The organism is Carboxylicivirga agarovorans, from assembly GCF_050589845.1.
Taxonomy (GTDB): Bacteria; Bacteroidota; Bacteroidia; order Bacteroidales; family Marinilabiliaceae; genus Carboxylicivirga; species Carboxylicivirga agarovorans.
Genome location: NZ_JBNGPA010000036.1, coordinates 37,190 through 54,226, shown reverse-complemented (window position 1 = coordinate 54,226; position 17,037 = coordinate 37,190). Strand labels below are relative to the sequence as shown.

The following is a 17,037-nucleotide window of genomic DNA, read 5'->3' as shown; positions in this document are numbered from 1 at the left end:
CAATAAAAATCCAGAATGTATTGCCCAATAGAATGTTGTCGCCTAAACTTCAGATTGCATATTCTTTTTCCTTTAAGGTAATTCCAAAGTTCACATTCCGCTGGAGTTGCTCTGTTTCTCAATAGTTATCTCCTATAAATCATTTCTGGCCGGTTACTTTTTATATCTTTCTTATATTGTTGAAAACTAATTTATAAAAAAGACTTAAAACCACCTCCCCTCTCCTTGCCAGGAGGAGAGCTGATTTACAGCTGGCAAAACACTATATATGTGAATGTTTGAATCTTTTCGAACACTCGTGGGCAGAGCCCTTAAATGGATTAATAACATTAATAAATACCTGATTACTCATGTGTACTCGTTATAGTTGGCTGGGCTTTCCGAAGTGACTGAGATACCTGTGTTTGTAGATAAGGTTTTGAACTAATGGCTCAAGATGCTTTGGCATATGTTTGCATGGTTGGCAAGCCAAAGGCAATTGTAATCCACAAGTCAAATAACAATAAAATATATTATAAATGTTATTATGACATCCTTAATCATTTGTGCTTGCCACATTCCACGCAACTATCACAAACCTGCCGGATAGGTACCAAACAGGGGTCTTCTTCGGATCAACCTCGCTAACAGCGAGGTTGATCCGAAGCATTACCGAAGAAATACCGAAGAAGGGTCGAAGGATTACCGAAGCCGTCCCGAAGAATTACCGAAGCATTCGCAAGAATTACCCGGCAACTCATGAATTATTGAGAGGAACATGTAAGAAATCTTGGTGCGAATTAAGGCTCAAAAACGGCTGAAATGGGAATCGTGGAAGATTGCATCCAATGATATTATATTAAATAGATGCAATGAAAAGCAGGACTCCGCATAGTGTTAAAATTATGGCTTGTTGTTAATCGGAGATGAACCAACAATTCGGTTATTTATTTTATTGCTATTAAATTTCTGCCTATTTTTGAACGAAGACGATAGATAAATAGCGTTGAACCATCCGTAATTAAAAATAAGTGGTTAAAACATATCTCATATTAATTTCTTTGGGTTTGTTCCTGTGCTTCAATGACCTTTATTCTCAAAATAAGTTCATTGAGGATAGTCTGCGTTTGGAAGTTGATAATGCCGAACAGGGGGAAGATGAGATACGTAATATGTTGGTATTGGCCGGTTATGTGCGTAAAACAGACGTGTTGGAAGGGATCAATATACTTCAGGATGCATTGGAAATAGCCAGGGAAATAAACCATGCTTTTTTGATAACCGATATTAATAATAAACTGGGTGCACTGCATGTTAGTATTGGTAATTATGAATTGGGAGGACGTTATTATTTTGATGCTCTGAATACAGCCGAGGAAAAAGGTTATAAGAAGTTCGTTTTTTACTCTTTTAATAATTTGGGTACCTTGAATCTTAAGTTCGATGATCTGGACGATGGCCTTGAATATTTCTTTAAAGCCTTAAATGTATTTAAGGAGATGGATGAAGAGGAAGCAGAAAATGAACGTCGGCATTTGAGTGGCACCTATAATAACATTGGGCTGATCTATAATGAGAAAGAGGATTTTAAAAGTGCCATAAGTTATTTTCACAGAGGCATAGATAATTATAAAGATTATCCTGCCGAAGATTTCATCATTCCGTTGTATAATAACCTGGCAGATGCTTACCGCTCACTTAATGAGTTAGATAGTGCACGTTATTATTCCGATGTATCGTATCGCTTAGCACTTAAAATGGAAGACAGCCGATTGATTGCGGTAGCTGCCACCCATAAGGCCAATTTTCATTTGTTTGCCCGTGAATATGAGGAGGCATATAAATACAGCATGCTGGCCTATGATCATGGGGATAAAATTCACTCCATGAACCACAAACTTGAGGCGACGGAAGTGCTTTACCAATCGGCAAAACAACTTAAACGCTATGAAGAGTCAGTTGCTTTCTTAGAGGAAAACAGGGCTTTGCAGGATAGTCTGTTCAATATGAAGAACATTGCGGAGCTGGCTAAAATGCAATTGAAGTATGATTATTCAAAGCTTGAAGAACAAAAGGAGTTGGAGGCCAAAAAACAACGTTTATACATTAGCTTGTTAGTTGCTTTATTATTGGTTGGTTTAATTATCGCTCTCTTAATTCTTAATTTAACGCGTTTAAGATCCAAGAAAACAAGGCTGGAAAAAGAAAAGCTGGAAGATGATCTGTTAAATAAAAATAAGGAGTTAGCTACAAACGTGATGTACCTGGTGAAAAAAAATGAAGTGCTCAATTCCATAACCAATAGCTTACAGGAGCTAAAAACAGACCTGCCTGCTAAGGCATCTCAAAAAATACAAAGTGTCATTTTTGATGTACAGGGTATCACTGATCAGGATGTATGGGAAGACTTTGAGCTGCGCTTTCAACAAGTGCATGAGCAGTTTTATGAAAACCTGAGGTTGGCCCATCCCGATCTGACACCCAATGAGATACGACTTTCAGCTTTTCTGAGCTTAAACATGACCACCAAAGAAATATCAGCCATAACCAAACAAAATGTAAGGAGTGTGGAGGCCGCCCGTACAAGATTGCGTAAGAAATTGGATTTGACTAACACCGATGTTAATTTGATTACCTATTTGTCAAGTTTGTAGTTACTTGTGGTGTGACGTTGAACCTATCGCTTAGTATAATTTATTGATTGAGGCTCCATAATTGCCGATACAGAATAAGTCTCCTTCGCTACCGCACTCGCACGGCAGCACTGCCTAAATCTATGTCCTGAAGGCACATAACATGAATAATCATCGTTGGCCGGAGCTAGTCTTAAGCACCTGACATCAGCCCTGAATGGGCTGAACCCGATACAGATAGGGTGGCAGTTTAACAGTTAAGCAGTTCGACCAATAAACTCCTCAACTCCTCACATATAATTTATACACAATCGAACATTAGCTATGGCCGACCTACAGCCTGCTAATAAAACAATGGCCAGCCATTATTATCTGTTAACCCCGATATCATGTGCTGGTTCATTTTCATTAACGCATCGCATAGCACTTACCTATCATAAATCGTCATCCGATGAGGAATCATTAAGGTAACTACTCATTTTCTCTTCTAAAACACAAATTCATTAAGATGCTGAAAACTAACATTTAAGACTTTGGTGTTGTAGTGATGTTGTACTGCCAATAGCCCCTGTTGTAGTCAAATAAGGGTATGTTTTCTCTTTCTGCTAGTCATGTGGGGGTGTTAAAATTTTTAAAGGTTTTACCTGCCGATATATTTGACCCATCAATATCAATAAGAATTGAGATGGCCTTTAATGAAGAAAAAATCGACAGGGAAATAGAAAGCTTATATGAAAAAAGGATGCTGGAGAATGAGGCCTTAAAAAAGATCATGCTTCATCTGGAATCCGGGAATCTGAATGCTCCCAGGAAATCAGCCAGGAAACAATCATGGATGAGCATGATCAAAGAGCTGTTCAAACTGCGCTTGGTTTAATACACTGAGCTTCCTGTAATAATAAATAGTCACAATTAAATCAGAGTAAACAGATAAAATCAAATGAAACAATTACTACGTATAACTAAAGTATTCTTAATACTCATGCTCTTTCTGGGTATATGCCGGTCTGTGGAAGGACAGGAGTTTAAGAAGGGAATTCAAAAGGGTATTGTAAAAGTGAAGTTACAACCCGGTTTGCAGGGGATAGAGAGCAACTTAAAGACAGCGCGAAAGACTGGAGTTGTGATAACCGGCTTTGAGCGCATTGATAAGTTGAATAACGATGTGAAGGCGGTTCAGATGACCCGTTTATTTCCCTATTCACCAAAATTTGAAAACAGGCATCGTAAGCATGGTCTTCATCTTTGGTATGTGATGGAAATTGACGAGGAGCTGGATGCCGGTGAAATAGCTGAGTTGTATAATGCTTTACCGGAGGTTCAGTATGCTGAGCCGGAATATGAAAAGATACAACAGCCTGTTAAGGCAAGTATTGTTGACAGACCTTCTGGTCTAAAAGGAGCGACCAGCGAATTATTTGATGATCCTTACCTGAAAGATCAGTGGCACTACAAAAATACCGGTCAAACAGGAGGATTAGCAGGTGCCGATATAAATGTAGAGAATGTTTGGAAGGAAACAGCTGGTGCCAGCAACGTTGTGGTGGCTATCGTTGACCATGGTATAGATATTAAGCATGAAGATCTGATCGATAACTTATGGGTTAACAAGGCTGAGTTAAATGGTGTTGCAGGTAAAGATGATGATGGAAATGGTTTTGTAGATGATATTCATGGTTACAACTTCTCAGACCAGATGGGTGAGATCAACCCGGGTTACCATGGTACACACGTGGCCGGAACAGTGGCCGCTGTCAATAACAATGGTATAGGTGTTGCCGGTGTTGCCGGGGGTACCGGAAATGGTGATGGTGTAAAACTAATGTCATGTGATATATGGGGCTATTCGGGTTCGAAATTGTACGTGCCACAGGCCTTTATATATTCGGCCGATAACGGAGCGGTTATTTCTCAGAACTCATGGGGCTATACTGTGCCACACATCTATGAGCAAGCTGTTTTGGACGCCATTGATTACTTCGTGGCCGAAGCCGGGAATTATCCTGGTAGCCCAATGCGCGGAGGAGTAGTTATTTTTGCCGCGGGTAATGACAATGACCCGGAACCTCACTATCCGGGAGCATACGAAAGTGCCATTGATGTGGCTTCTACTACAGATAAGAACGAGCGTGCCAGCTACAGTAATTATGGACCACATATTAGTATTGCTGCGCCTGGTGGTGATATGGATTACAACGATAAGTCCGGAGTGCTGAGTACGATGCCTGATAATAAATACGGCTATTTGGATGGTACATCCATGGCCTGTCCTCATGTGGCAGGACTAGCTGCTCTGATCGTTTCAAAATATCAGGGTGATGATTTTACTCGTGACGACCTGAAGCGTCGTTTAATCACTGGCGCCGATTATGATGCTATTTATACTATTGAGCATAACGAACAGTATAGTGGTAAGCTGGGTGTTGGATTAATTGATGCAGTGGCATCTATGCAGGAAAACAGTGGAATTGCACCTGATGCAATTGCCGATTTTGCTGTTACTAATATTGCTCAGGATTATGCGATCTTAAACTGGACAGTGCCGGTTGATGAGGATGATCTCAGACCTTATGAGTTTGAATTGTATTATTCTACAGTTCCTTTTACTGAGTTGAGCTTAGACCAGGCGAAGAAAATAATTATTCCTGTAGAACGTCGTCAGGCTGGGGATATGATGGAATATGTCATTGAAGATCTGGATGCATTAACAGAGTATTATTTTGCTATGCGGGCTGTTGATCGCTTTATGAATTTTGGTCCCTTAAGCGATGTATTGATGCGTAGCACCAATGCAGGACCAACGGTGGTGATTAATCCGGAGAATGTGGGACCGATAGCTATCGATGCTACAATGTCATTGAAAGGCGAAGGTGAGTTTACCATCAATAACGTAGGTGAAGGTGACCTGAAGTGGTGGAGTACACCGCGTCACTCATCAGTGATTGATGTATATGACAATGCCGAACCGGTAGTTATTACCAATTCTGCGCCTGTGCCATATCGTCACACCATCTCATCATACGAGGTGGATCGTCCTGAAATTGTACCATACGGACAAAAAGAAACATACAACTGGTTGTGGCAGGACATTCCTCCATATATGTTATTTATGGGGGAGACGGACCTGAGTTTGTCCAACTCAGCGGCCATACGTTACTATATAGAAAAAGGTGACGAAAACAATACAGATTTCATTGGTGGAGACCAGGTAAAAGTTGTTTCGGGTTTTAACCTCACTGACCTGGAGCTTGCATTGAATCATATTCCTGAAGATCTGGATCGTACCATTACAATTCAATTGTATAGCGGTTACGATATTAATAATGCCAAGTTGATATATGAGGATCAGTTTGAAGCAGATAAACCTGATGGAGCATGGTTTTATCAGATCGAGCTGAAAGATCAGTTTTATTTTGCACCTGACAGTTATTTTTGGGTAGCAGTTCATGTGCCTGCCGGCCCAACAAGTCCGTTGGCCGCTGGTATTGAAGAATTCAATGCTAATTCAGAGAACTGTTACTACAGTACCAATATGGGCCAGTCGTGGACAATGCTGGAAGAATTGATCTATCAAAACGATCGTGTGTGGGTAATTGGTGCAGGTAGTGAGTACGAGGCCCTGGAAAATTACATTACTCTGAGTCCCGATAGCGGACGCGTTACCTCTGGTGGGAATCAAATGGTGGCCATGGAGCTGGATGCTACCAGGCTGGCTAACGGTGATTACAAAGCAGGGCTGAGCTTATTTACCAATGAGACGGGAAAAGAGCTACAGCGTGTTGGAGTTGATTTTACAGTTCGTGGACACCAACCTGAATTAATATCAGCCGGTATTGTTGATTACCGATCGGTGTTTATTGGTAACAGTGTTGAAAAGGAAATAGAAATTGCCAACCTGGGCTATGGTCACTTTGCTTCAGATGGTAATGCACTGGATATTGAATTATCAAATCCATTGTTTACATTGGATTATAGCCTTGGTCCTATCATCAAATCACAGGAAACCATCCGCTTAAATGTACGTTTCTCGCCTGAGGCGGCGGGAGCTCAAAACTGTGAAGTGATATTACACGATAAAACGGGTTATGAATACCGTTTTACACTGTATGGTGTTGGTATTGAGCCACCAAAAGCAGAAATATCACCTTTGAGCACTGATTTTAACGATTTGACCCTGGGTGATGTGGTCACAGGTTCATTTACCTTAACGAATACAGGTGGATATCCATTGGATTACTATGTGCCTAAGTTTGGTGAAGAAACCATAGTAGATGTGGATAGCTGGGAGCATAAATCAGGTTATACAGGTGTGGTTAAAGAAGGAAACTTGTCAACGCCAGCTTTTGAATGGAACGATATTGCTGCCACGGGAACAGATATATTACCTTTCTTCATTGATAACCCTGAAGAGGATTATTACCAGGTCGAAATGGGTTTTGATTTCCCTTTCTTTGGCTTGCCGGAAGACAGTATCTATATCACCAATAGATCGGGCTTATTAAGTTTTGACACGCGTTATCGATTTAATACCAGTAGTTTGATGTATAGATATCGGGACAATAACCGACGCTATATTTCAGCCAATGGACAAATGTTCCTGATGGATATTACGCAGGGCGACCTGGGACATATTTATGTACAGTCATTTCCTGATCGATTCGTGGTGCAGTATGATGGTATTCGCCAATCCTATAGAGAGTCTGTTGAAGATGGTTTGGCCCCACCGCCTTTTGAAGAGGAGATGACCTACCAGATTATACTCTGGGACAGTGGTGATATTGATATCCATTTTAAAGATATTGGCGAAGCAGGTGATGATTACAATGGCCGTTTCCAGACACTGATTGCCATAGAGGACAAAGAAAAAGAAGATGGGTTAATGCTGGCCGGCAGATGGCATTACAATTACCAGGGTGTCTCATCTGCACCGGCGTCGTATAATCCGACACTGGTAACACCTCGTTCCGGCTATTACTATAGCTTTAAGAGTCCGGGATACGGGGCAGTAACGCAGGTGACAAATGCCTCGGGTACCATACCTGCAGGACAGTCTGTAACAATTGGGTATACCATAGATACCGACACCTTGTTTGTAAGTGATTTTGTAGAACGTATTGGCGTCGCATCCAACGATCCTGTCAATGGTAGTATTTTTCACGCAGCGAACCTAAACATCACTTCAGGCGGTGTGGTTGATTATCAACTATCTGAAGCCAGTCTTGATTTCGGTGAAGTATTCCAGGGCGGTTCAAAAGAAATGTCAGTGTTGGTTGCCAATGAAGGTAAGGCTTCAGGTAACATTATTTCTGTGGTAAGCGCCAATGGCAACTATAGCATCGATGGCTATTTACCGGCTAAATTGAATCCGAACGGTAAAGCCAAATATACCTTTAGCATTGATGCCGGTACATTAGGTACTGTTAATGATGTGATCACTTTTACCGATGATAAGGGCACTGTTTTCACACTGAATATCACCGGTACCATTATTGAAGCACCGGTGATCAGCAGCGGCACAAGTTCTTACAATGAGTCCTTAAATTTTGGAGAAACACTGACACGAACCCTAAGGGTGAATAATAGTGGTAAAAATCCAATGGAGCTAAGTACGGGAGGAACACAATGGTTAAAGGTGTGGGAAAAAGGAAATACGACCTTGGGCACCAACTTTGATTATCATTTGATTGAAAGTACCAGTGAGAACGATCCTGAGCACTATTGGTTTGATATTGCTGAACCTGAAAATGCCGTTCAGTATGGTGATGATTTTTGGAAAGCAGGAGGTTACTTTAAGAAACGGGCTCTGCCGTTTGATTTTAACTTCTACGGTGTTGAATACGATAGTCTTTATGTAGGTTTTGGTGGTGTTGTTACATTTAGTGATGGGCAGGATATTAATGGTTTGTTCTATGGAGGAAATGAGGTTGCGCCTGATCCTGATGCAGGTATAAGCAATTACATTGCGCCATTCCATGGGTTTATTACCTCTACAAATCCGGCATGGTATCGTAATCCGGGGCAATATATGTGGGCCGACGAAGAAAAGGCGATCATCCAGTATAACAACATGATTACCATGTTCAATGACGGTGAGCCGATGTCCTTCCAACTGATTCTTTACAAGGATGGAACCATCAAAATGCTCTATAAGTTCCATGATTATGAACGCGACTATACGCAAAAGATGGGTATAGTAGCCATGGAGAACCACGATGGTAGCAAAGGAACGACTTATAAGAAACGTGGACAACGAAGGTTAACGCCAGGATTGACACTTACCTACGTACCTAAAATGTCTTATACCATTCCGGCAGAATCGTCTAAAGATTTTGACCTGGTATTTGATGCCACAACCGTTTATGGTGGTGAATACTCAGGTGTAATCAGTTTGGCGAATAATACACCGGATCAACCGGAGTTTACAATACCGGCCACCTTAATCGTGAATGGAGAACAGGTACTGGACTTACCACAGGCACTGGAACTGGGTGGTAAGATGGTTATCGAACTAGGGAATGGCAACTACACAAGTTATGATAGTACGTTTACAGTGACCAATACGGGTACAGATGATATCTTAATCAAAGGATTACGATTGAAAAGCGCTTCAGCCTATAATGGAGCCTTATTGGGGGATGATACCAAATTTGGAACCGGTGAGGCCATTGATGGCTGGTATGATATATCTTACTCTTTATTGAACCATACTTTACGTCCCGGACAAAGTGAAACGTTTGCTGTAAGGGTAACACCGGAGCTGGTTGGTGATTATAGTGATATCATCACAGTATACACCGATAAAGCAGAAAATGCCAATGTTGAAATACCCCTGTCAGTCAATTATTATAATCCACCATCCATTTCAATTTCAGGAGATGACATGTATGTATATGCGCAATCGGATGCTGATGTGCAAATGCGCAATATGGTGATTGATAACACTGCCGGTGAGTCGGAACTTAGCTATAATTTTAGCATGGCTTATGAGCGTCCGGAAGAGACAATGGAAGCTTCAGGTGCCCATGGTTCATTTATCAGTGCATCTTCGTTAAAAGGTGGGAAGGCTCAGGCTTCGTCGGTTCTAAAAGGAACTCAGAATGAAGTGAACTTCAATCGTTTAATGGCATACAGCGATAAGCGTGAAGCAGATGGTGCCATCGGTTTTGCAGGTACTGCTTTATATCGTTCGGCTACACGATTCAAAGCTCCGGCTGATGGTTTTAACCTGACACATGTTCAAACCTTCTTTTTATGGGAGGAAAGCCTGAATAGTAAACTGACCATTGAAATATTATCGGGTGAGGCTAACCCCAATAATTCGGAAGTATTGTATTCAATGGAATACCTGCACCAGGAGAATGAGCCGGCCGAACAAGCTTCGGGTAGGCTTATTACAATTGAACTGGATGAGGAGATGACCTTCTTCCCCAATGAGGAGTTCTTTATTAGTATTACTTACCCTGAAGAGATATATTATCCTCAAGGTTATGTGAATCTTGAAGAAAGACTGGAGAACACTTCTTATTATGGTAATCGGGATGCATGGGCTGAGATGACCAGTGTAAGCGGTTTTGGGCTGGCTTGTAACCTGGTGCTGGCAGGTGAAGAAACCTATAAGGTAGCGGGCTGGGCCACACCGCAAGTGAAATATATTGGCAGTGTAGCTGCTGGCGAGAGCCTGACGGTACCGGTTGAATTCAACCCGGAACAAGCTTCCCAGGGCATGAACAAAGCCATTTTAACCATTGCTACCAACGACCCTGTTAACCAGGAAGTGGAAGTGGAGATGATACTGGATAAGAATAAAGGCCCTCAGTTTGTGAATGACCTATTCCTAAACATTGATATGCAGGAAGGCGATACCCTGGTTCAGGTCATTACTGCCAGTGATCCGGAAGGTGATGCCTTTACTTATGATCTGACTGAGACGATTGATTTTGCTGAGTATGAAGAGAAGAATGGGACGGTATACCTGACGCTGACACCGGGTTATGAAGATTCATCAGATGACTACCGCCTAGTTGTGGTGGCCACCGATGAACATGGAAATGCCAATAAAACCAGGATCAACCTGGTGGTGAACCATACCAACCGCGCGCCCGAAATGGTGAATCCTTTGGAGGAAGTAGTGCTGGTACTGGAGGGCGATTTTACCCATGAGATTGACCTGGATGATTATTTCAGCGACCCGGATGGTGATGCCATTAACTATTCAGTCGTCAACACAGGCACAAGCTATGTTGATATGTTCGAAATGGATCGTAGCCTTGTACTCTCTCCGCTTGCCCTTGGTACAGCAGGTATTAAAATTTCGGTTTACGATGGATTTTTTGGTAGTGCTGTGTTCGACCTTAAGGCCAAAGTGAAACACCGTGTGGGTATGGATGACCTGGAGGCTGACAGCTTTAAATTATACCCTAACCCGGCAAATGATATACTAAATATTCAGGTGGCCGACACTAACAATAAGGTTAAGGAAGTACGTGTGCTTGGTATATCCGGTGAGGTGCTTAAGCTTGTGAGAGATGGTTTGGGCCTTCATAACCGGATTAATATTTCTGATCTGGCCCCGGGCATCTATATGATAGAAGTAATTACAGAAACGAATAAAACAGTTAAGCGATTTGTAAAAGCGTAGGCAAGGTTGAAAAAACCGGCTCCCCTATTCCCATGATCGGGGGGCGGTTTTTACATCCGCCATTAAATCAAATTATTATGAAACAATTTAAATGCATTATTGCAGCCCTGGCGCTACTACTAATGGTTTCTGGTTGCGAGAACGACAATGATACAATTAGCCCCTCGGTAGAAATGGAAACACCTGCCATTGGACAGAAATACTTCAGGGGACAGATCATATACCTCAATGCCCATTTTAGCGATGAAGGTGGAAGTGGGCTTAAAGAATGTGTTTTAGGCATTAGTCCTGTACTTAAAGGATGGGACGATCCGTGGAGACCCGATGAGGAAATAGTAGAGATTAGCGGTAGCACTCAGACGTTAGAAAACTATATCGTGTTCAATGGCGAAATACCCTATGATATTATGTCGGGCTCCTATGTCATCAGTGTTCGGGTAACTGATAATAATGGCAACCTCACTCAATTCAGCCGGAACATAGAAATTGAGTAAGGTAATTGTTATAATTCCCCTCCTTTTCAAGGAGGGGTGCCAAAGGCGGGGTGGTTTAATCTCCTGCCTGATAGCTATTAACTCTTTAAAGGTTCAACGGAACCTTCATTTATTAATTTAATATATTCACTATGAAAAGATTTACATTTTTATTGGCAGCAGTTATGGCTGCAACAACTTTGTTTGGTCAAAACACAGGTTCATGGACAAATGGAGGTTTAACGGAAGGGCCTGTTCGTCAGGCTGTACGTTACGGCGGACAAATGCTGACATTATCTGACGATGGTACTAACGAGCATTTAAAGTATACCAATGTTGGATTAATGGGATCATCTTATTCAGCAATTACGACTTTACCATCAGAGACCATTCAATTTCTTCAAGGTGCGCAAGATGGTACATGGACTAGTTGGTGGGCTGAAGGTAATACAATTAAGCAAATTCAGAACGGTAGTGTTACCACAATTGCAGAATCGCAGGTTGACATTATCAACAACGTAGTACGTTTAGATAATGGCACCTACATTTGGGTTGGAAGTGATAACATGCTTTATATGCCAGATGAGTTAGGAACAGGAGGTGTTCAAATTGGCACTTATATTATATTACCAAATACAAAGATTATTGCTATTGGTAATATTCTTTATTTTGAGATGAATGTGCAACCGGCATTTGGATGGGCCAGTGATCAATGGTGTTCATTAGATTTTACTGACGATGTTAATGCTCCTGTATTTAGCAACTTAACAGGCTTCTCAACTAATCCAAGTTATTCTACGAATAATGCTGTTAACACAACGATGGATATTGGTGGGACACCAATTATTTTTGCTGCTGATGAATTAGCGGGGTATAATCGAATAATTGTTCACGGTGGTGATTATAATGCAGAAACACTTAAGGTTGGTGGCATGTATGCATGCAAATCATCGGTAGAGAACATTGCAGCCTATGGTACTAAAATGTACCTTGGAGCAGAAGTTACTGAAGGAGTATCAAAGCTATATTCTGTTGTTCCTGCACCATTGGCTAATGCTACTGTTTTTGTTGAGATAAATGGAACTGATGTGTCAGATGAGATTGAATCTGTTACAGTATCAGGTGATTATTTATTCTTTTTTGCAACTGATGCTACTTTAGGAAAAGGATTGTATAGCGTTGATTTAACTGCTGGAACACCTTCTGCAACTCGCCTTGGTGAGGCAGCAAATGGAATGAACCTTACAGCAATTAGCAGAACTGGAACTATTAATTACTATGCTGTATATAGTGTTGGAACGGCTGGTTCAGAACAGGTATTTGTTACTGATGGAATGAATATTTACGAAGTTATTTTAGATGATACATATACAGCTCAAAGTGGTATTAGAGCTATTTACGGACACGGTCGTGTTGTTTATATCATGCATTCGGAAGGTACCTTAAATGAAGTGAGCGAATTATACTCATGGCCAATGGATGTCGTTACATCGCTTGAATCTGCAACAGAAGCGAATGTATCAGTTGGTCCAAATCCTGTTTCCGACATCTTGCGCATTGCAGGTGAGACAGTGACAAACGTTGAGGTATACAATTTAGCAGGTGTCATAGTTCTTTCTGAAACGGGTAGCAACATTACTGCTGTTAACATGGGCCGACTAGGAAGTGGCTTATACATTGTAAACGTTACAACGGTTGATGGAGCAACCAGGACAGTTAAAATTACAAAACGCTAACGAGCGTGACAGAGGTTTAAATTAATAAACAGGATAATTTAATTAAGCCGGAAACACAATCTGCCCCGGATAAGCAATCTAAATCCTTGCAACTATTGTCAGGACTTAAAGTTCGACTATTTAGGGCCTTACCGGGGCAGTTTTTAACCAGCATCTTTTCAATTTGCAATTACTCATAATAGAATACCACAGGAAACTTATTACCAAATCACCAATCCTCAATTGGCTGGCAAGCCCAAATGCTGCAGCTCAAGCGCTGCTCCTGATATGGAAATAATGCATCTCCCTGTGAGATACAATATATAGAATGTAAGAATAGTATTCAGTAACGTTAAGCATGCGAACAACCAAGGGAAATCAAACAGGCATCTCTCTCTGGTTATTAGCAACTAAACTAAAATTAAATGAAACGAACAAGTAAATCGGACTGCCTGCTTTAATGGGTTGTCTATCATTTATTTGGGAGTTCCATCTGACATATGAAAATAAAAATTAACAGATGAAACGATTATTCAGTTTATGCATGTTTCTGGCCCTTGGTATCTCTCAGGTACTGATGGCTCAAACACGAACAATTACCGGAAAGGTAAGCGGGCAAGCCGATGGTCTGCCCATTCCAGGCGCTACAATAATGGTGCAGGGAACTTCAATAGGCACCATTACCAATATTGATGGTCAGTATACGCTTGAAGTTGACGGATCAGCTCAGGTACTGGTATTTTCGTTTGTGGGTATGGCCAGGCAGGAGGTTGTTATCAATGGTCAGTCGGTAATAAATGTAGCGCTAAGCGACGATACACAAACGGTGGAAGAAATTGTGGTAACGGCCTATGGCAGTAAGGGTAAAGTAGGACTGAAAGGTGCCATTACCACTGTGTCGGCTAAAGAGTTGGAACAGGTGCCGGTAGCAACATTTGATCAGATGTTACAGGGTAAGACAACTGGGTTGGCTATCTCATCGGGGTCAGGACAGCCCGGGGCATCAGCAAAAGTACGTATCCGTGGTACTTCTTCTATTACAGGTGGTAATGCACCGCTTTATATTATGGACGGGACACCTATCTCTGCTGGTGATTTTGCCAATCTCAATGCCAATGACTTTGAAAATGTAGTTGTTCTTAAGGATGCAGCTGCTACCTCTATCTATGGTTCACGCGCCTCAAATGGTGTGATATTAATCACGACTAAACGGGGACAAGCCGGAGAAACCCGTATCAATTACCGTTACCAGGCGGGTGTGTCCGTTAAAACGCAGGATAACTTTGAGTTAATGAACTCATCTGAAAAGTTATGGTTTGAAGAATATGCCAAAAAAGGTGTTGGCTGGGATTTAAGTCCTTTAAACCCTGTTAATGCGGGTTTAAGTCCTGAGCTCTTAGGACAACATGAAACTGAATTAGATCGTTTACGTGGTATCAATACCAACTGGCAGGATGTCTTTGTAAGAAACGGCCAAACACAAAGTCATGAAGTCAATATGTCCGGAGGTAATGAAAAGACTAAATTTTACCTGGCTTATCAAAACTTCTACCAGGAAGGGTTGGCTCAAAGATCGGATTTAAAACGTCATACAGGGCGATTGAACCTTGATCATAATGTGTCGAAAAAAATACGTGTTGGAGTGTCAACAACCTTTAGTTATGCTTCCAATAATACCATTGAGTCAGAAGGGGGTATTGCCCTTGCCAATCCATTTGCAGCCATGTACCTGGCCAATACTTATGAAGAACTGTATAAAGCCGATGGCACATACAACAGAGGGTTTTATAAATTTCCATCCAATAATGAGCGAAACTTCGATAATGGAAATGATTACCAGTCATTTGCCCTGACGGGGGCCAATGCCTATGATCGCATTCTATACATGTCAAGTACGGGTGAAAATACCAAGTTTGTCGGGGTGTTCAATGCTGAATGGGATATTTTACCTATTTTGACAGCCAAAACACAATATGGTATAGATTATCGCCAGGGCTATGGTGAACGTTATGTGAGTCCTGATTCATGGGAATCAAGCATTGCCAATGATGACGCGGCAAACAGGGGTGGTTATATATCTGAAAGCACCAACAGACGCGTTGAAACAACCTTTACCAATACCCTTGATTATAAGGAGCAAATTGGTGAGAAGCATATTCTGGGCGTACTGGTGGGTTCAGAGTACAGTGACCGTTATAATCAGTCATTCGGATTTACAGGATATGGCTTAAGTGCAAAACTACCGGAGTCGATGGCATCTATTACTCCCGGAACAAGCACCAATAACTTTATCCCGAATGTCGGAGGAGGAGAAAGTCAGCGCCGTTTATTCTCATTATTCACAATTCTCAACTATACATTCAATGAAAAGTATAGCTTTAGCGGAAGTATCAGGCGCGATGGTTCGTCAGCTTTTGGCGCCAATAACCAATTTGCCATTTTGTACTCCGGTGGATTTATTTGGGATATCAGTCGTGAATCCTTTATTGACAATATTCAATGGGTTAATAGTCTGAAATTGCGTGCCAGTTATGGAACCACGGGTAACCAGGGAGTGGGAGATTTTGAATCGTTGACAGTTTGGGGTACACCATCCTATAACGGTGAGCCGGGGCTTGGACTGGCAGGTTCAGGAGATCCTGATATCAAGTGGGAGATCGGTCATAAAGCCAACCTTGGAATCGATTATAACCTGTTCAATAACCGCTTGAACGGATCTGTTGATGTGTATAATAACATAACATCTGATCTTTTCCTGGTACAGAGCCTGTCATCTACAGCTGGAGTCCCTGGCGATGCCAAACGTGTTAATGCCGGTAAGATGCGTAACCGGGGTGTTGAGTTCCTTGTAAACTATGATGTTATCCGCAATCAGAATTTAGTATGGAGTATCAATGCCAATATTTCTTATAATGATAATGAGATTTTGGATTTGGGACAAGTGGATGAGTTCGAAAGCGGTACATCGATCGTACGGGTGGGGCTGCCGTTAAACTCTCATTATTTGCCTGAATGGGCAGGTGTGAATCCTGCTACAGGAGATCCAATGTATTATGCTACCGATGGCAGTGTGACCAGTGATTTTAATAAAGCAGCATGGGTAGCTAAGTTTGGGACCTCAGAAGCACCGGTGAATGGTGGATTTGGAACTGCTGTCAAATGGAAGGGCTTTGATTTAAGTGCCGCATTTACTTATGCCTATGGGTATTCGCGATTAAACAATGAATCGTTCTTCCAGGAGAACCATAATTTCGCCCAGTACAACATGTCGCGTAAAATGCTGGATATATGGCAACAACCAGGAGATATAACTGAAATACAACGATTGGGTACAGAACGGCAGATCACATCAAAAGATATTGAAGATTCTTCGTTTTTGCGCCTGCGTAACGTGCAGTTAGCCTATCGGGTACCTGAAAATATACTGATGAAAACAGGTTTCATTAAATCGATGCGAATTTATGGTCAGGCACAAAACCTGCTGACCTGGACCAGCTGGTCTGGCTTTGATCCGGAGGACAGCAACAATATTGCAACTTATGAATACCCGGCGGCAAGAACCTATTCTGTGGGTGTTGATGTGGCATTTTAATCAATCT

General features: G+C 41.7%; 7 protein-coding genes. 6 read left to right on the top strand and 1 reads right to left on the bottom strand.

The annotated features are described in order from the left end of the window. A partial coding sequence (locus tag ACRD69_RS21710; protein ID WP_430817252.1) for an endonuclease domain-containing protein occupies positions 1–122 on the bottom strand: 122 nt, incomplete at its 3' end. An 888-nt stretch (positions 123–1,010) separates the two neighbouring features. Here ACRD69_RS21710 and ACRD69_RS21705 point away from each other — a divergent pair. The 6 genes from ACRD69_RS21705 to ACRD69_RS21680 all read left to right on the top strand — a co-directional run bounded on the left by ACRD69_RS21705 (position 1,011) and on the right by ACRD69_RS21680 (position 17,030). Continuing rightward, entirely contained in the window at positions 1,011–2,633 is a 1,623-nt protein-coding gene (locus tag ACRD69_RS21705; protein ID WP_430817251.1) for a tetratricopeptide repeat protein, read from the top strand. Positions 2,634–3,231: 598 nt separating this feature from the next. Beyond that, positions 3,232–3,489, top strand: coding sequence for a hypothetical protein (locus ACRD69_RS21700; RefSeq protein WP_430817250.1), 258 nt, complete (start codon positions 3,232–3,234; stop codon positions 3,487–3,489). A 63-nt stretch (positions 3,490–3,552) separates the two neighbouring features. Beyond that, on the top strand, positions 3,553–11,250 hold the full coding sequence (locus ACRD69_RS21695; protein ID WP_430817249.1) for a S8 family serine peptidase: 7,698 nt from the start codon (positions 3,553–3,555) through the stop codon (positions 11,248–11,250). 77 nt (positions 11,251–11,327) lie between these two features. After that, entirely contained in the window at positions 11,328–11,744 is a 417-nt protein-coding gene (locus tag ACRD69_RS21690) for a DUF4625 domain-containing protein (protein WP_430817248.1), read from the top strand. A gap of 131 nt (positions 11,745–11,875) precedes the next feature. Next, positions 11,876–13,459: a T9SS type A sorting domain-containing protein gene (locus ACRD69_RS21685; protein ID WP_430817247.1), complete on the top strand. Its 1,584-nt coding sequence runs from the start codon at positions 11,876–11,878 to the stop codon at positions 13,457–13,459. Positions 13,460–13,958: 499 nt separating this feature from the next. Beyond that, positions 13,959–17,030: a SusC/RagA family TonB-linked outer membrane protein gene (locus ACRD69_RS21680; protein WP_430817246.1), complete on the top strand. Its 3,072-nt coding sequence runs from the start codon at positions 13,959–13,961 to the stop codon at positions 17,028–17,030. Positions 17,031–17,037: the final 7 nt, after the last annotated feature.